14 protein-coding genes are annotated in these 16,709 nt (G+C 70.8%); 9 read left to right on the top strand and 5 right to left on the bottom strand.

From position 1 onward, the window contains the following. The first annotated feature begins 40 nt into the window (after positions 1-40). Together BMW78_RS05450 and BMW78_RS05445 are read left to right on the top strand one after the other, a co-directional pair. Positions 41-568, top strand: coding sequence for a flavodoxin family protein (locus tag BMW78_RS05450; RefSeq protein ID WP_245735674.1), 528 nt, complete (start codon positions 41-43; stop codon positions 566-568). After that, entirely contained in the window at positions 565-1,428 is an 864-nt protein-coding gene (locus BMW78_RS05445) for a universal stress protein (protein WP_091757168.1), read from the top strand. The genes BMW78_RS05450 and BMW78_RS05445 overlap by 4 nt, the downstream gene beginning before the upstream one ends. 63 nt (positions 1,429-1,491) lie before the next feature. Here BMW78_RS05445 and BMW78_RS05440 read toward each other — a convergent pair whose 3' ends face one another. Beyond that, positions 1,492-2,895: an MFS transporter gene (locus BMW78_RS05440; protein WP_091757166.1), complete on the bottom strand. Its 1,404-nt coding sequence runs from the start codon at positions 2,893-2,895 to the stop codon at positions 1,492-1,494. 276 nt (positions 2,896-3,171) lie between these two features. On the opposite strand from BMW78_RS05440, the gene BMW78_RS05435 reads away from it, so the two are divergent. The 6 genes from BMW78_RS05435 to narI are packed head-to-tail and all read left to right on the top strand — an operon-like array spanning position 3,172 to position 11,337. After that, entirely contained in the window at positions 3,172-3,960 is a 789-nt protein-coding gene (locus BMW78_RS05435) for a helix-turn-helix transcriptional regulator (protein ID WP_143056153.1), read from the top strand. Then, positions 3,953-4,471, top strand: a complete 519-nt coding sequence (locus BMW78_RS05430) for a hemerythrin domain-containing protein (protein ID WP_091757163.1) — start codon at positions 3,953-3,955, stop codon at positions 4,469-4,471. The genes BMW78_RS05435 and BMW78_RS05430 overlap by 8 nt, the downstream gene beginning before the upstream one ends. After that, the gene (locus tag BMW78_RS05425; protein WP_091757161.1) at positions 4,468-8,205 is read left to right on the top strand and encodes a nitrate reductase subunit alpha; all 3,738 of its coding nucleotides are present in this window, start codon (positions 4,468-4,470) and stop codon (positions 8,203-8,205) included. Before BMW78_RS05430 ends, BMW78_RS05425 begins: the two co-directional genes overlap by 4 nt. After that, complete coding sequence (gene narH, locus BMW78_RS05420) at positions 8,205-9,869, top strand: nitrate reductase subunit beta (protein WP_091757159.1); 1,665 nt, start codon at positions 8,205-8,207, stop codon at positions 9,867-9,869. Before BMW78_RS05425 ends, narH begins: the two co-directional genes overlap by 1 nt. After that, on the top strand, positions 9,869-10,615 hold the full coding sequence (gene narJ, locus BMW78_RS05415) for a nitrate reductase molybdenum cofactor assembly chaperone (protein ID WP_091757157.1): 747 nt from the start codon (positions 9,869-9,871) through the stop codon (positions 10,613-10,615). The genes narH and narJ overlap by 1 nt, the downstream gene beginning before the upstream one ends. Next, positions 10,615-11,337: a respiratory nitrate reductase subunit gamma gene (gene narI / locus BMW78_RS05410; protein ID WP_091757155.1), complete on the top strand. Its 723-nt coding sequence runs from the start codon at positions 10,615-10,617 to the stop codon at positions 11,335-11,337. Before narJ ends, narI begins: the two co-directional genes overlap by 1 nt. Before the next feature lie 54 nt (positions 11,338-11,391). Here the strand turns inward: narI and BMW78_RS05405 are convergent, their stop codons facing one another. The 4 genes from BMW78_RS05405 to BMW78_RS05390 form a co-directional block, all read right to left on the bottom strand. Continuing rightward, on the bottom strand, positions 11,392-12,648 hold the full coding sequence (locus tag BMW78_RS05405) for an SAM-dependent methyltransferase (protein ID WP_245735673.1): 1,257 nt from the start codon (positions 12,646-12,648) through the stop codon (positions 11,392-11,394). A gap of 5 nt (positions 12,649-12,653) precedes the next feature. Next, positions 12,654-13,439 carry a DUF1365 domain-containing protein gene (locus BMW78_RS05400; RefSeq protein WP_245735672.1) on the bottom strand — a complete coding sequence of 262 codons (786 nt, stop codon included), beginning with the start codon at positions 13,437-13,439 and terminating at the stop codon, positions 12,654-12,656. Beyond that, a complete protein-coding gene (locus BMW78_RS05395) occupies positions 13,436-14,719 on the bottom strand; it encodes an NAD(P)/FAD-dependent oxidoreductase (RefSeq protein ID WP_091757153.1) in 1,284 nt (427 codons plus the stop codon). The genes BMW78_RS05400 and BMW78_RS05395 overlap by 4 nt, the downstream gene beginning before the upstream one ends. A gap of 106 nt (positions 14,720-14,825) precedes the next feature. Continuing rightward, on the bottom strand, positions 14,826-16,073 hold the full coding sequence (locus BMW78_RS05390; RefSeq protein WP_091757151.1) for an MgtC/SapB family protein: 1,248 nt from the start codon (positions 16,071-16,073) through the stop codon (positions 14,826-14,828). Positions 16,074-16,208: 135 nt separating this feature from the next. Here BMW78_RS05390 and BMW78_RS05385 point away from each other — a divergent pair, with 135 nt between their 5' ends. After that, positions 16,209-16,685 (top strand): TspO/MBR family protein, encoded by a 477-nt coding sequence (locus BMW78_RS05385; RefSeq protein ID WP_091757149.1) that lies wholly within the window; start codon positions 16,209-16,211, stop codon positions 16,683-16,685. Positions 16,686-16,709 lie beyond the last annotated feature (24 nt).

Below are 16,709 nucleotides of genomic sequence, written 5' to 3'. Positions count from 1 at the left end.
GGACGTGTCAGGGCAGGGACCGCTGCACAGGAGGTGCGCCGTGACACGAGCGCTGGTCGTCTACGAGTCCGTGCTCGGGAACACGCAGGCCGTGGCCCGGGCCATCGCGGAAGGGCTCGGGGAGTCCCGTCCGGTGACCGTCCGCGAGGTCGCCGAGGCACCGGAGACGATTCCGCCCGACGTCGGGCTGCTCGTGGTGGGCGGCCCCACCCACGCCTTCGGCCTGAGCCGCCCCGAGACGCGCGCGGAGGCCCAGAAGGAGGCGCCCGGCCAGGTCGTCTCCACCGGCCCCGGCCTTCGCGAGTGGCTCGACCGCCTGTCACCGGGCGACGGGGCCGTTCCCACCGTCACGTTCGACACCCGCGTGGACAAGCCCCACGTGCCGGGCTCGGCCGCCAAGAAGGCGCGGAAGCAGCTGCAGCACAAGGGCTTCCCGCCGTTCGAGGACCCGCACAGCTTCTACGTGCACGGCAAGGCCGGCCCGCTGGCCGACGACGAGCTGGCCAGGGCCCGCTCGTGGGGCGAGGAGCTCGGCCAGCACCTGCGCGACCGGGAGGCCTCGCGATGAGCGTCCCTCCCCGCGCCGTGGTGGTGGGCGTCGACGGCTCCGCCGGCAGCGACGCCGCGCTGGACTGGGCGGTCGACGAGGCCTCGCGGCGGAGGCTGCCCCTGCACCTGGTGCACGCCACCAACATCGACTACCTCGTGGCCGCGGCCATGCTCAACCCCGCGGACGCACCCCCGGTCGTGGACGACCTGGTGCAGGCTGCCCGCGACAAGGTGCTCGCCGGGTCCCCCGACCTGCGCGTGACTGCCGAGGCCTCCACCGGTGCGGCCGCCCACGACCTCGTGCAGCGGTCCGAGGGGGCCGAGTGCGTCGTGGTCGGCGCCGAGGGCAAGACCGCTGTCCGCGGCGCCCTGGGCTCGGTGTCCTTACAGGTCGCCATGCACGCCACATGCCCGGTCGTCGTCGTGCGCGGAGCCGAGCCCGGCACCCCGAGCGGGCCGGTGGTGGTCGGTGTCGACGGGTCGGCGGTCTCCTTCGAGGCGCTCGGGCACGCCTACGAACAGGCCTCCCTGCGGGGCGTTCCCCTGCGGATCGTCTACGCCTGGTGGATCGAGTTCGTCGACGGCGTCGTCGTCACCACGCCCGGGTCACCGCAGTGGGCGGCCGTCGAGGAACGCCAGCGGCTCCTGCTCGCCGAGAGCATGGCCGGCTGGGCCGAGAGGTACCCCGATGTCGTCGCCGAGGTGCAGGTCGTCCACGACCGGCCGGCCGACGCCATCGCAGGCGCCTCGGAGGGCGCCTGCCTGGCCGTGGTCGGCGCGCGCGGGCGCGGCGGCTTCCGCGGCCTCCTGCTCGGCTCCGTCAGCCACGCGGTGCTGCACCGGGCGCACTGCCCGGTCGCGGTCGTGCGGCCCCGCTGAGACGCAGGTGTGCCGCGGCGATGACGCCGCGGCACACCTCCCCTCCCCCACGTCCAGGCAGGCTCAGGACGGCTTGGGGGCTCCCTTGCGCGCGTAGCGCATCCACGCGATGACGGTGCACATCACGGCCCACGCGATGCCGATCGCGTAGAACGTGCTGGGCGACATGATGGTGAGGCCGACGCCGAAGAGGAACGGGCCGAAGGCGGCGATGGCGGCCGTCCAGCCGATCACGCCACCGGCCTGCCGGCGCTCGAAGATCATCGGCATCTGCTTGAACGTCGAGGCGTTGCCGATGCCGCTGAACAGGAAGATCGCGAGCATCCCGTACAGGAAGGTCCGGAAGTCGCTGCTCAGCGCGTCGGCGGACGACGTGTCGGGGACGAGCGCCGTCATGGTCCAGGCGATGGAGGCGATCAGGCCCACCCCGGAGACGACGGTCCACTTCGCGCCGCCCATCCGGTCGGTCAGCGGGCTGAACAGCACCCGGGCACCGGCACCGACGAGCGGTCCGAGGAAGACGTACTTGACCGGGTCGGGGACGGAGTAGCCCGCGACCAGCAGCTGGGCGCTCTGCCCGACGCCGTGCACGATGTCGGGGTTGCCGGCGCCGTAGAGGTTCTTCATGAGCAGGCCGAACTGCGCCGACAGACCGGAGAACGTGCCGAAGGTCATGATGTAGATCAGCGTCATCCACCAGGTGTCCTGCGACCGGAAGATGTCGAACTGCTGCCGGATGTTCGCCGTGACCGGCACCGACTTCAGCATCGTCCAGGCGAGCACCGCGCCGATGAGGATGAACGGGATGTAGATGAACGCGGCGTTCTGGTACCAGACCTCGCTCGGGGGCTTGCCCGGAAGGCCCTGCATCGTCTGCGAGCTGCCGAGGAAGCCGATCAAGCCGAAGCCGATGATCCACGGCGTCAGCAGCTGCACGAGCGAGACGCCGAAGTTGCCGATGCCGGCCTGCAGGCCGAGGGCCGTGCCCTGCAGCCGCCGCGGGAAGAAGTAGGAGGTGCTCGGCATGAAGCCGGAGAAGGCACCGCCGCCGATGCCGGACAGGAACGACAGGATCAGCAGCTCCCAGAAGGAGGTGGTCGGGTCCTGGACCCGCACACCCCAGCCGAGCACCGGGAAGATGAGCAGAAGCGTGGTGAAGGTGACCATCTTGCGGGTGCCCATGATCGGCGGCAGCACCATCCAGACCAGGCGCATGAGGCCGCCGGCGAGGCCGGGCATCGAGGTGAGCCAGTACAGCTGGCTCTGGGTGAAGTCGAACCCCAGGTTGGTCAGCTTGGGGGCGATGGCGCTCGCCAGGAACCACGACGCGAAGCACAGGACCAGAGTGAACGTCGTGATGGACAACGTCGTCCACGCCAGGCGCTTGTCCCAGGTCTCCTCGTTCTCGGGGTCCCAGGACTGGAGCCACTCGCTCCCGCGCCGGACCTCGACGGCCTCCCTGCTCATACGCGTGCCTCCTCGGGCTCACGGTTGGTGGTGCCCGCGGCGGTCGTCCGGTCGGGCGGATAAAAGGAGCGTGGTCCTCCAAATACTGGCGTCAGCGTAGGGAGCCGCATCAGCCGCGTGAGAGGGCCTTTGGTCCCTAGTGCGAGGGCCGTTGGAAACGCAAAGGTTTGTCCCGCTGCGGCATCCGTCACGAGTGCCCGTTCCGGGGTAGTGTGCCGAGAAGTCCCGCAGAGCCTCGGTTTGAACGACCCGGATCCTCTAAAGGAAGGCAGGCGAGTGGCACCGCAAACGCCGCGCAGCGCAGCGCTGCTGGTGTCGCCTGTGCGTCGCCGCATCGTCGACACCCTCGAGGCACTCCCCCTCTTCAGCGACGACCCGACGCCCAACCGCTCCACCGGGCTCACCGCCGCGGAGGTCGGTGAGCGGCTCGGCCTGCACGTGACGAGCGCGCGGTTCCACCTCGAGCAGCTGGCCGGCGCAGGAGTGGTCGCCGCGACCTTCCACCGGCACGGCACCGGCCGGCCCCAGAAGCGGTATGCCGTCCTGCCGGACCGGGCGACGGCCGCGTCGCCGCCCGACGACGCCTACCGCATGCTGGCCGAGCTGCTCACCGAGGCCCTGGCCCCGCGGGAGGGTGGCGCGCTCTCCCCGGAGGACGCCGGTGAGCGCTGGGCGCACGAGCACGTGCGCCGCCTCGGCTGCGTCGAGGAGGAGCTCCCGCGAGCCCAGACGCCCGGCCAGTGGCTGGCCAAGGTCGGCCGGGTGCTGGACCTGATGGAGTCCTGGGGCTACGAGCCCAGCGTCCGCACGACCGACCACGGCCGCACCGCCGAGGTGGCCCTGGCGCGGTGCCCGTTCCTCTCCCTGGCGCAGTCGCACACCGAGGTGGTCTGCGCGGCCCACCGGGGGCTGCTCCGAGGAGCCCTCGACGTCTTCGGCGAGCCCGACGCCGACGTGGAGCTCGAGCCGTTCGCCCTGCCGGGCATCTGCCTGGCCCGGCTGACGTCGCCGGCTGTCCTGTCCTCCGAGTCCCCCGTCCCCGGTAAGGAGTCCGTCCGTGTGTGAGTACTGCGGCTGCCAGCAGATCGCGTCGATCGGCGAGCTCACCCGTGAGCACGACGCGGTGGTCGCCGAGGTCGCGGAGGTGCGCGCCTTCCTGCGCGACCACGACGTCGAGGGCGCGGCCAAGACCTCGCGGCGCATCGCCGAGATCCTCGGCCCGCACACCGAGGTCGAGGAGGGCGGGCTCTTCCCGCTCATGAGCGAGGAGTTCCCCGACCACATCGAGGCGCTCGAGCGCGAGCACCGCGTCATCGAGGCCGTGCTCGCCGAGGCCGCCGAGGGCATCCCGGCGGACCCGACGTGGCCGACCCGCCTCCTTGCCGTCCTCGACACCCTGCGCGACCACATCCTCAAGGAGCAGGACGGCGTCTTCCCGGCGTCCCTGTCCGTCATTGACACCCAGGGGTGGGAGCAGGTCGAGGCGGCCCGCGCGAGGGCCGGCACCGCCATCCACGACCACCCGCACGACCAGCACGACCACCCGCACGACCCCGAGCATGAGGAGCACGCGTGAGCACCACGGAGCGGCCGACCGAACGGCAGGGATCCGGAACGGCAGGGCTCGACGGCCCCCTCTCGGAGGCCCTCGTGGGCACGCGGCGGTTCTTCACCCGCGCCGAGGTCTCCGAGGACAAGCGCAGCCTCTACGCCAAGGGCGGCCGCTCGGGTGACTCGTTCTACCGCGACCGCTGGAGCCACGACAAGGTCGTGCGGTCGACCCACGGCGTGAACTGCACGGGCAGCTGCTCGTGGAAGGTCTACGTCAAGGACGGCATCATCACGTGGGAGGCGCAGCAGACCGACTACCCGTCCACCGGCGCCGACCGTCCCGAGTACGAGCCCCGCGGCTGCCCTCGGGGTGCGGCCTTCTCCTGGTACACCTACTCCCCCACCCGGATCCGGTACCCCTACGTGCGCGGCGTCCTGCTGGAGATGTACCGCGAGGCCAAGCAGCGCCTCGGTGACCCGGTGCTGGCGTGGGCCGACATCGTGAACGACCCCGTGAAGGCCAAGCGCTACAAGTCCGCTCGCGGCAAGGGCGGCCTGGTGCGCGCGTCGTGGGGCGAGGCCGCCGAGATCGTCGCCGCCGCCAACGTGCACACGATCAAGCAGTGGGGCCCGGACCGCGTCGCGGGTTTCTCGCCCATCCCGGCCATGTCGATGGTCAGCCACGCCTCCGGCGCGCGCTTCACCTCGCTCATCGGCGGCTCGATGCTCTCGTTCTACGACTGGTACGCCGACCTGCCCGTCGCCTCACCCCAGATCTGGGGTGACCAGACGGACGTGCCCGAGTCCGGCGACTGGTGGGACGCCGGCTACTTGATGATGTGGGGCTCCAACGTCCCCGTCACCCGCACGCCCGACGCGCACTGGATGGCCGAGGCCCGCTACCGCGGCCAGAAGGTGGTCGTCGTCGCCCCCGACTACGCCGACAACGTCAAGTTCGCCGACGAGTGGCTGCCCGCCGCACCGGGCACCGACGGCGCGCTGGCCATGGCGATGGGCCACGTGGTGCTCAAGGAGTTCTTCGTCGACCAGCAGGTCGAGTACTTCGAGGAGTACACCCGGAAGTACACCGACCTGCCCTTCCTCGTGGCCCTCGAGCCGTATGCCGCGAAGGACGGCTCCGCGGCCTACCGGGCCGGGAAGTTCCTCACCGCCTCCGACCTCGGCGGCACCGAGGCGACGGCCGAGAACGCCGAGTTCAAGACCGTGCTGGTCGACAGCCGCACCGGGCAGCTGGTCGTGCCGAACGGCACGCTCGGCGACCGCTTCGGGGACAGCGGGGCCGGCAAGTGGAACCTCGACCTCGGCGACGTCGTGCCGGCCCTGAGCCTGCTCGAGACCCGCGACGACACCGCGGTGGTCGACCTGCCCCGCTTCGACCTCGCCGAGGGCGGCGACCCGGTGCTCCGGCGCAGTGTGCCGGTGCGCCGGGTGGGCGACCGCATGGTGACCACGGTCTTCGACCTGCTGCTGGCGCAGTACGGCGTCGAGAGGGAAGGACTCCCGGGTCCGTGGCCGGCGGGCTACGACGACGTCGACGGCCTCTACACGCCGGCGTGGCAGGAGCCGATCACCGCGGTGCCGGCCGAGAAGGTCGCCCGCATCGCCCGTGAGTTCGCGCAGAACGCCGTGGACACCAAGGGCCGGTCGATGATCATCGTCGGCGCCGGCACCAACCACTGGTACCACTCCGACACGATCTACCGCTGCATGCTCCTGCTCACCACGATCACCGGCTGCCAGGGCGTCAACGGCGGCGGCTGGGCGCACTACGTGGGGCAGGAGAAGGCGCGTCCGATCACCGGCTGGGCGCAGATGGCCTTCGCCCTCGACTGGGTGCGGCCCCCGCGCCAGATGATCCAGACCGCCTACTGGTACATGCACACCGACCAGTACCGGTACGACCACTACACCGCCGACACGATGGCGGCGTCGACCGGCACCGGCCTGTTCGCGGGCATGAGCACCGCTGACCAGCTCGCGCTGTCGACCCGGCTCGGGTGGATGCCGTCCTACCCCACCTTCGACCGCAACCCGCTCGACCTCGCCGACGAGGCCGAGGCGGCGGGCAGGCCCATCGGCGAGTACGTCGTCGAACAGCTGAGGTCGGGCGACCTGCGCTTCGCCGTCGAGGACCCGGACGCGCCGGAGAACTGGCCGCGGGTGCTGATGATGTGGCGAGCGAACCTCCTCGGCTCCTCGGCCAAGGGCAACGAGTACTTCCTCAAGCACCTGCTCGGCACGGACAGCTCGGTGTCGGCGACCGAGACGGCCGAGGCCGCGCGCCCCAAGGACGTCGTCTGGCGGGACGAGGCGCCCGAGGGCAAGCTCGACCTGCTGTGCGTCCTGGACTTCCGGATGACGAGCTCGACGATCTTCAGCGACGTCGTGCTGCCGGCGGCCACGTGGTACGAGAAGCACGACATCAACACCACGGACATGCACCCGTTCATCCACTCGTTCAACCCGGCGATCAACCCACCGTGGCAGACCAAGACGGACTGGGACATCTTCCAGGCCATCGCCGAGGCGTTCGCCCCACTGGGCGCCAAGCACCTCGGCGTGCGCAAGGACGTGGTGGCCGCTCCCCTGCTCCACGACACCGCGGAGGCCATGGCCACGCCGCACGGCCGGGTGCTCGACTGGCGCAAGGGCGAGTGCGAACCCGTGCCGGGCAAGACCATGCCGAAGCTCATCGTCGTCGAGCGCGACTACGGCGCCGTCTTCGACCAGATGGGCGCGCTCGGGCCGCTCATGGAGAAGCTCGGCACGACCCAGAAGGGGATCACCTACAACGTCGAGCGCGAGGTCGACTACCTCCGGCACAAGAACGGCGCGATTCGCGGCGGCGCGGCCGACGGCCGCCCCTCGCTCAAGCGCGACGTGCACGTCGCCGAGACGATCATGGCGCTGTCGGGCACGACGAACGGTCACCTGGCCACCCAGGGCTTCAAGACCCTGGAGAAGCGCACGGGCCAGCTCATGCACGACCTCGCGGCCGAGCACGAGGGCAAGCAGATCACCTTCGCCGACACGCAGGCCGCGCCGGTGCCGGTCATCACCAGCCCCGAGTGGTCGGGGTCGGAGACCGGCGGACGGCGCTACTCGCCCTTCACCATCAACGTCGAGCGGCTCAAGCCGTGGCACACCCTGACGGGACGCCAGCACTTCTACCTCGACCACGACTGGATGCAGGAGCTGGGTGAGGGGCTGCCGGTCTACCGGCCACCGCTCAACATGACCGAGATCTTCGGTGAGCCCGCGATCGGCACGCAGAGCGAGCTGGGCGTGAGCGTGCGCTACCTGACGCCGCACAACAAGTGGTCGATCCACAGCGAGTACCAGGACAACCTGTTCATGCTCTCGCTCTCGCGCGGCGGGCAGGCGATCTGGATCTCGGACAAGGACGCCGCCAAGGTCGGCATCAAGGACAACGACTGGGTCGAGGCGGTAAACCGCAACGGTGTCGTCAACGCCCGCGCGATCGTCAGCCACCGGATGCCCGAGGGCACGGTCTACATGCACCACGCGCAGGACCGGCTCATCGACGTCCCGCTCACGGAGAAGACCGGGCGACGCGGCGGCATACACAACTCGCTCACCCGCATCCTCGTGAAGCCGAGCCACATCATCGGCGGGTACGCCCAGCTCTCCTTCGCGTTCAACTACCTCGGACCGACCGGCAACCAGCGCGACGAGGTGACGGTCATCCGTCGCCGCTCGCAGGAGGTGCAGTACTGATGAAGGTCATGGCACAGATGGCCATGGTGATGAACCTCGACAAGTGCATCGGGTGCCACACCTGCTCGGTCACCTGCAAGCAGGCCTGGACCAACCGCGCCGGCACCGAGTACGTCTGGTTCAACAACGTCGAGACCCGGCCGGGCCTGGGGTACCCCCGCGGCTACGAGGACCAGGAGAAGTGGCAGGGCGGCTGGAAGCTGGGCAAGAACGGCAAGCTGACGCTGAAGGCGGGCGGCCGCTGGAAGAAGCTGGCCAACATCTTCTCCAACCCCAAGCTGCCCTCGATCGACGACTACTACGAGCCGTGGACCTATGACTACGAGACGCTGCTGAACGCCCCGGCGCAGAAGCACTTCCCGGTCGCGCGGCCCATCTCGCTGATCTCCGGCAAGCCGATGAACGTGAGCTGGTCGGCGAACTGGGACGACAACCTCGGCGGCAGCCACGAGAACGCCAGCCGCGACGTGATGCTCAAGGGCATCACCGACAAGGTGAAGCTCGAGTTCGAGCAGACCTTCATGTTCTACCTGCCGCGAATCTGCGAGCACTGCCTCAACCCCTCGTGCGCGGCGTCGTGCCCGAGCGGCGCGATCTACAAGCGGGCCGAGGACGGCATCGTGCTCGTCGACCAGGACAAGTGCCGCGGCTGGCGCATGTGCGTCTCCGGGTGCCCGTACAAGAAGGTCTACTTCAACCACAAGACCGGCAAGGCCGAGAAGTGCACCTTCTGCTACCCGCGCATCGAGGTCGGCATCCCGACCGTCTGCTCCGAGACGTGCGTGGGCCGGCTGCGGTACATCGGGCTCGTGCTCTATGACGCCGACCGGGTGCTGGAGGCCGCCTCGGTGGAGGACGACCAGGACCTCTACGAGGCGCAGCGCAACGTCTTCCTGGACCCGAGCGACCCGGCGGTGCAGCGCGCAGCCGAGCTGGCCGGCATACCGGGTGACTGGGTCGAGGCGGCGAAGCGCTCGCCCGTCTACGCCCTCATCAACCGCTACAAGGTGGCCCTGCCGCTGCACCCGGAGTACCGCACCATGCCGATGGTCTGGTACATCCCGCCGCTGTCCCCCGTCGTCGACGTGATCGCCGACACCGGCCACGACGCCGAGGACAAGGGCAACCTCTTCGCGGCCATCGACACGTTGCGGATCCCGGTGGAGTACCTCGCCAACCTCTTCACGGCCGGCGACACGAAGCCGGTCGACGCGGTGCTGAAGAAGCTCGCGGCGATGCGCTCCTACATGCGCGACATCAACCTCGGCCGCGACCCCGACGAGTCGATCCCCGAGTCCGTGGGCATGGACGGCGAGACGCTCTACGACATGTTCCGGCTGCTCGCCATCGCCAAGTACGACGAGCGCTACGTGATCCCGACGGCGCACGCCGAGCAGGCGCACGCGCTCGAGGAGCTGGCCACCGAGTGCTCGCTCGACTACGAGGGCGGCCCGGGGATGATGGGTGAGTCCGGCCCGTTCGGCGAGGGCTCGGGCGAGCTGACGCCGGTCGCGGTCGAGAACTTCCAGATGCTCAAGCAGCGGCAGACGTCCGACACCATCAGTGGCACGGAGAAGAAGGGCAGGGTCAACCTGCTCAACTGGGACGGCAAGGGCTCGCCCCGCGGCCTTTTCCCCAAGAAGGGCAAGGAGGACGACCACTGATGTTCCGCCGCTCCCGCTCCTCCCGGCACCCGGCGCCTCGCCTCGACGAGCAGCAGCTCGCCACCGCGTGGCAGGTGCTGTCGCTGCTGCTCGACTACCCCGACGAGGGCCTCCTCGACCGGGTGCCGGTGGTCCGCCGGGCGGCCGGGACCCTCCCGGCCGCGGTCGCCGACCCGGTATGCCGCTTCCTCGCCTTCGTCGAGGCCACTCCCCTGTCGGCCCTGCAGCGGGAGTACGTCGAGACCTTCGACGTCACGCGCCGCTGCTGCCTCTACCTCACCTACTTCGCGCACGGAGACACCCGCAAGCGCGGCCTGGCGCTCGTGCAGTTCAAGCAGGCCTACCGCAAGGCCGGCGTGGAGTTCGACGCGCCGGAGCTGCCGGACCACCTGAGCGTGGTGCTCGAGTTCGGCGCGGCCTACGACGCCGAGACCGCGTGGAAGCTGCTCAACGACCACCGGGCCGGCGTCGAGATGCTGCGGATCGCCTTGTCGGACAAGGGCTCTGCCTGGCACGACCTCGTGCTCGCGCTCGTGGCGACGCTGCCCGAGCTCAAGGGCGAGGACGAGGAGAAGGTTGCCGCGCTCATCGCGCAGGGACCGCCGTCGGAGGAGGTCGGCCTCGACCTGCAGCCCTACGCGATGGACCCGCGCCTCAACCCGCGTCCCGGCGACGACGACCTCCCGCACTCCACGGACCACCAGCCCGTCGACCTCGGCCACACCATCCCGGTAGGAGCGCCCTGATGGACACCTTCCTGTTCCTGATCGTCCCCTACCTGTGCCTGGCCGTCTTCGTCGTCGGCCACTACTGGCGCTGGACCTACGACAAGTTCGGCTGGACCACGAGGTCGTCGCAGCTCTACGAGAACCGGCTGCTGCGATGGGGCAGCCCGCTGTTCCACTTCGGCCTGCTCGGCGTGATCGGTGGCCACGTCGTCGGGCTCGTCGTCCCCAAGGGCTGGACCGAGGCGATCGGCGTCAGCGAGGGGATCTACCACTTCCTCGCCGTCAGCCTGGGCGGCCTGGCCGGCGTGGCCACGGTCGTCGGGCTGGTCATCCTCGTCTACCGGCGGCGCACCGTCGGGCCGGTCTTCATGGCGACGACCAAGATGGACAAGCTGATGTACGTCTTCCTCGCCGCGGTCATCCTCCTCGGCATGTGGAACACCGTCGCCAGCAGCGTCTTCGGCCACTACGACTATCGCGAGGGCGTCTCCGTGTGGTTCCGGGGCATCTTCACCTTCCGGCCCGACCCCGCCCTCATGTCCGAGGCGCCGCTCGGCTTCCAGCTGCACGCGCTGGTCGCCTTCGCCCTCTTCGCCCTGTGGCCGTTCACCCGGCTGGTGCACGTGTTCAGCGCACCACTGGGCTACATCACCCGGCCCTACATCGTCTACCGCAGCCGTGACGAGGACCGCGAGGGCACCCGTGCGCCCAAGCGTGGCTGGGAGAAGGCCAGCCGCTGACGGCCAGCCGTCCGAGCCGGCCCGTCCGGGGCCACCGTCCTGCGTGCTGGAGGCTCAGTCCCAGGAGGGAGCGCGGGTCAGCTGCAGCTGGCTGACGCCGAGGTAGCCCGTGCGGAAGCCGGCCTCGCAGTAGGCGAGGTAGAACTCCCACATGCGGCGGAACGTCTCGTCGAACCCGTGCGCGTGGATCTGCGGCCAGTTCTCGGTGAAGCGCTCGCGCCACAGGTGCAGCGTGCGGGCGTAGTGCGGGCCGAGCTCACGCCGCTGGGTCACCCGCAGGCTGGTGTGGGCCGCCACGGTCTGGTCGATGGCCTCCAGCGACGGGATGAGACCGCCCGGGAAGATGTACTTCTGGATCCACCCGAACGAGCGCCGCGTCACGAGCATCCGCTCGTGCGACATGGTGATCGCCTGGATCGCCACCTTCCCGCCGGGTGCGAGGAGCCGGTCGATGGCCGCGAAGTAGGCGGGCCAGTACTGCTCGCCGACCGCCTCGATCATCTCGACGCTGACGATGGCGTCGTACTCGCCCTCGACCTCGCGGTAGTCCTGCAGCCGCACCTCGACGAGGTGGGCCACGCCGGCCTCCTCCGCCCGGCGACGGGCCAGCTGCAGCTGCTCGGTGGAGAGCGTCACGGTGGTGACCCTGGCGCCCCGCTGGGCCGCCCGCACCGCGAGGGCGCCCCAGCCGGTACCGATCTCGAGCACCCGCGTCCCGTTGCCGACACCCGCGTAGTCGAGGATCCCGTCGATCTTGCGCAGCTGCGCCGCCTCGAGGTCGGTGGCCGCGGTGATGTCGACGTCATCGGCGAACCAGGCCGAGGAGTAGCTCATCGTCGGGTCGAGGAACGCCTCGAAGAGGTCGTTGCTGAGGTCGTAGTGCGCGGCGATGTTGTCCCTCGAGCCCTCCGGGGTGTTCTCCTGGTGGGCAGGGATGCGCTTGTCGACGAGGCCACGCAGTCGCTGCAGCGGCTGGGGCACCAGGGTGGTCAGCCGCGCCGAGAAGGGCGTCAGCAGGTCGGCGAGGTCGGTGCCCTCGCCCGCCTTCCAGTCACCGGCCATGTAGGCCTCGCCGAACCCCACCTTGGTGTCGCGGCCGAGCCGGGCGAAGAAGGCCGTCGGCCGCACGATGCGGAACTCCGGGGCCCCCGGGGTGGTGTCGCCGCCGCGCACCTGGCCATCCGGCGTCGTGACGCGCACCGGAACCATCGAGACGGCACGCTCGAAGATGACGCGGGCGACGGACGCGTGCAGGGGGGCCCGGGGCGTGCGCACGATCGAGGGCCAACGCATGGTCGTGGTCACCGTCATGGTGGTCAGACACCTTCCTGTGGTCGATGGTGGGGGCGGCGGACGACGGGCAGTCGTCGGAGCCAGAGGTAGACGCCATGCGCGCGGATCAGGGCAGAGACCCGCTGCGGCATAAAGGGTTTGGTCAGCAGCTGTCGGACGACCGTCGCGCGCGTCGCGGGAACGGGACGCCCGTTGAGGCTGGCCGAGAAGACGGCCGCTCCGTCGCGACGCAGCACGATGGTGGTGGCCACGCGGTCGGCGGCCAGTGTGAAGCGCATGTCGTAGCGGCCCGACAGGTCGTTGAACGGCGAGACGTAGAACTCCTTGTCCACCGAGGCCCGCCCGCCCTCGTCGGGGGTGAGCAAATAGACGTGGCGCTCTCCGTAGGTGTTGTGCACCTCGGCGACGACGCACACGAGCGCGTCGTCGGCGTCGAGGCACCAGAAGACGGTCAGCGGGTCGAACACGTGGCCGAGCACGCGCGCGTTGGCGAGCATGAGCACCCGTCCCCCGGCACCCAGCCGTATGCCGCGCTGCGCGACGAAGTGCTCGACGTTCGCCTTGAGGCTGCGGTGGGGCCGACCGAGGTGGTCGGCGCTGCTGAAACCGGTGAAGGGACGCAGCCACCACGGCTGGCGCGGCAGCGCGTCGACGTCGACCAGCCACTGGTACACCCCGTGGCTGAAGCCGTGGCGCACCGGGCCGGGACGCTGGTGCGACACCGTGCCGACGACGAGCGCCGGCAGGGTCGGCAGCTCGAGACGGGCGCGAGGCGCCGCCGGCGCGCGCCTCTCGACGGTGGGACTCACCACCGGACCCCGAAGTGCCGGGCGGCCTCGACACCCGAGCGGCAGCCGTCCTCGTGGAACCCCCAGCCGTGCCAGGCACCGGCATACACGGTGCGGTCGGTGGCGAGGGAGGCGAGGCGGGACTGCGCGGCGACGGACTCCGCTGTGTAGAGCGGGTGCTCGTAGTCCATCACGGCGATGACGCTATCCGCGGCGATGCGCTCCCGCGCGTTCAGCGTGACGAGGAACTGCTCGGGCGACGTGTGGCCCTGGAGCCGGTTCATCCAGTAGGTCACCACCGGTGCCGAGCCGAGGGTGGAGCACGAGGTCATGAGGTAGTTCCACGACGCCCTGGCCTCGCGCGCCTCCGGCAGCAGGCGGGTGTCGGTGTGCAGCACCGTCTCGTTGGGCGTGTAGGTGAAAGCCTTGAGCGCCTGCACCTCGTCCTGGGTGGGGTCCGCGAGCAGCGAGAGCGCCTGGTCGGGGTGGGTTGCCAGCACGACCTTGTCGAAGCGTGCGACAGCCCCGCTCGCGTCCTCCACCTCGACCCGCGTGGCGTCGCGCCACACCGTGGTGACCGGGCTGCCGCGCCGCACCGCGGGCAGCTGCGCGGCGATGCGCTCGACGTAGGTCCGTGAGCCGCCGACGACCGTGTACCACTGCGGCGAGCCGGTGACCTGCAGCATCCCGTGGTGGTCGAGGAACCGGAAGAGGTACCGCGCCGGGTAGAGCAGCGCGGTGTCCTGGCCGGACGACCACACGCAGGAGACGACCGGCACGGCGTAGTGGTTGACGAAGTGGTCGTCGAACCCCTCGCGCGCCAGGAACTCGCCGTAGGTGGTCGTGTCGCTGTCGTCGGTGCGCTCGAGGAACGCGGCGGCGCGGCGGTGGAACCGCCTGACCTGCCGCAGCATGCCGACGAAGCGCCGGTCGAGCAGCCGGCGCGGCTGGGCGAGGATCCCCCTGAGGCCGCGCCCCCCGGCGTACTCCAGCCCGCAGTCCTCGCAGCGGATGCTCATGCTCATCTCGGTCGGCCGCGCGTCCACGCCGAGCTCGGCGAAGAGCCGGCGCAGCAGGGGGTACGTGCGGTCGTTGTGCACGATGAAGCCGCTGTCCACGGCATACCGCCGACCATCAGCCGACGGCACGTCGTGCGTGTGGGCGTGCCCGCCCAACCGCTCCTCCGCCTCGTACAGCGTGACGTCGTGGGTGCGCGACAGCAGGTACGCGGCCGTCAGGCCCGAGACGCCGGCGCCGATGACGGCGACCGACGGTCGGCTTGAGGAGGCGGGCTGGGTCATGTGGGTCCTTCGGTGCGGGTCGGGACGTGGATTGGTGGGCGCTGGCTTCGGGGGCAGCTCGCTGGCGGATCGGCGATCGACGGCTCCCTCGGGGGCCGGGACGTCGCTACGCCGGGGTCAGCGCCACCACCAAGGCCGCCGCCACGACGGAGCCCAGCAGTCCAGCAGTCACCAGCAGGCCGAACCGACGGCCCCCGCTCGTGAAGGCCACCACGGACTTGACCAGGCCGCTCGCCACGAGCAGCCCGACGACCCCCCATCGTGCGCTGGACAGGGCCAGGCTGCCCGACGCCGAGAGCTGGGCGACGGAAGCTGCCGAGGCGTGCAGCTCTGCGAGGGCTGCGATGCCCGCGGTCACCAGCGCTCCCGCGTCGCCGAACAGGGCGCGCAGCCATGCCGAGACGAACAGCACCACCGTGATGGCCAGGCCGAACGTCAGAGCCCAGCTGAGCCGGAAGGCTCGGGCGGTGGGGTCGCCGGGCAGCGGCGGGCTGTCGGAGCCCCGGCCCCAGATCCCCACCGCACTGGTGCCGAGGAGCACGACCACCGCCGCCACCAGGGCCCACACCGTGCTGCGCAGGAGCGCCGGTGACCCCGCACCGATGACCGCGACGAACAGCAGCAGCGAGGCGAGGTTCGACAGCAGCGCTGCGGACGCGGCCGGTCGGCGCACCGGCGGGGTGTCCCGCGCCTGCTGGCCGAAGCCCGCCGTGGCAGCGGTCGATGACGCGAAACCGGAGAAGAAGCCCGCCAGCGGCAGCCCCCAGCGGGCGCCGACGAGCCGCAGCGCGACGTGGCCGACCGCACCGACGGCCATGACCAGCACGACGTACTTCCAGATGACGCGCGGGTTCAGCGCTCCCCACGGGTCGAGGCTCCGGTCGGGCAGCAGGGGCCAGATCACGAGGATCGCCGCCGCGAGCAGGAGCAGGTCGCCCAGCTCGCGCTGGCTGATCAGGTCGCGGCTGAGGCGGTGGAGCGGACGCTTGGTGTGCAGCAGCACCGCGACGACGACACCGAGCCCCGACGCGAGGGCCGGGCTGCGCATGGCCAGGGCGCCGAGCAGAAAGGAGGCCACCATGGCGACCTCACCCGTGACGCCGGGGTCGTCGCCGCCCGACCGGGCGTAGCTCACCACCACCAGGCCCGCGACCACCAGCCCGGTGACGACGAGCAGGCGGGTGTCGACGAGGACGCACAGGGCCCCGGCCAGGCTGAGCAGCGCGTGCGTGCGGACACCGGCCGCCGAACGGAGTGCTCCCTGGCCCTTGCGACGCTCACGCTCGATGCCGATGAGGAGCCCGATGCCCAGGGCGGCTGCCAGCCCGGAGACGTCGGCAGCCGAGAAGTCCATGGGCGCATCTCACCACGCCGGCAGGCGACCCGTCCGACCTTGTGCTGCGATGGAACCACCCGATCCCCGTGGACCGGCACGGCACCCCATCCGCCCTGGCGGTCGGCGCCGAAGTCCGAGTGTGAGGACGACCTGATGCCCCAGAAGCGAAGCCTGCTCGCCACCGGCGCGGCCGTCACGGCGACGGCGGTCATCGGCGGGCTGGGCACCGACGTGCGGTCCCGCTGGTACGCCAACCTGGACAAGCCGGCCTGGCAGCCGCCCGGTTGGGCCTTCGGCCCGGCGTGGACCACGCTCTACGCGCTGGTCGCCACGGGCTCCGCCCGTGCCCTCGACCGGGCGTCCACCGAAGAGCGCCGCACGCTGTGGCGAGCCCTCGCCACCAACCTCGTGCTCAACGCCGGCTGGAACTGGCTGTTCTTCAAGGCGCGCCGACCCGACCTCGCCCTCGCCGAGGTCCTGGTCCTGGAGGCCTCGAGCCTCGACCTCGCGCGCCGCGCGGGGCGCGCCGACCCTGTCGCCGGCCGGCTGTTCTGGCCGTATGCCGCGTGGGTCGCCTTCGCGACCGCCCTGAACGCCTCGATCGCCCGCCGCAACCGCAGGAGCGGATGACCACGCTCCCGAGGACCACGCTCC

It is taken from the genome of Pedococcus cremeus, assembly GCF_900111375.1.
Lineage (GTDB): Bacteria > Actinomycetota > Actinomycetes > Actinomycetales > Dermatophilaceae > Pedococcus_A > Pedococcus_A cremeus.
Note: the sequence above shows the minus strand (reverse complement) of the source record. Positions and strands in the feature narration are given on the sequence as shown.

What these genes read in the sequence shown, in the direction of transcription:
- narH (WP_091757159.1), top strand. Translation starts at nt 8,205, where the DNA reads ATGAAGGTCATGGCACAGATGGCCATGGTGATGAACCTCGACAAGTGC.
- BMW78_RS05440 (WP_091757166.1), bottom strand. Translation starts at nt 2,895, where the DNA reads ATGAGCAGGGAGGCCGTCGAGGTCCGGCGCGGGAGCGAGTGGCTCCAG.
- BMW78_RS05445 (WP_091757168.1), top strand. Translation starts at nt 565, where the DNA reads ATGAGCGTCCCTCCCCGCGCCGTGGTGGTGGGCGTCGACGGCTCCGCC.
- narJ (WP_091757157.1), top strand. Translation starts at nt 9,869, where the DNA reads ATGTTCCGCCGCTCCCGCTCCTCCCGGCACCCGGCGCCTCGCCTCGAC.
- BMW78_RS05385 (WP_091757149.1), top strand. Translation starts at nt 16,209, where the DNA reads ATGCCCCAGAAGCGAAGCCTGCTCGCCACCGGCGCGGCCGTCACGGCG.
- BMW78_RS05395 (WP_091757153.1), bottom strand. Translation starts at nt 14,719, where the DNA reads ATGACCCAGCCCGCCTCCTCAAGCCGACCGTCGGTCGCCGTCATCGGC.
- narI (WP_091757155.1), top strand. Translation starts at nt 10,615, where the DNA reads ATGGACACCTTCCTGTTCCTGATCGTCCCCTACCTGTGCCTGGCCGTC.
- BMW78_RS05390 (WP_091757151.1), bottom strand. Translation starts at nt 16,073, where the DNA reads ATGGACTTCTCGGCTGCCGACGTCTCCGGGCTGGCAGCCGCCCTGGGC.
- BMW78_RS05405 (WP_245735673.1), bottom strand. Translation starts at nt 12,648, where the DNA reads ATGACGGTGACCACGACCATGCGTTGGCCCTCGATCGTGCGCACGCCC.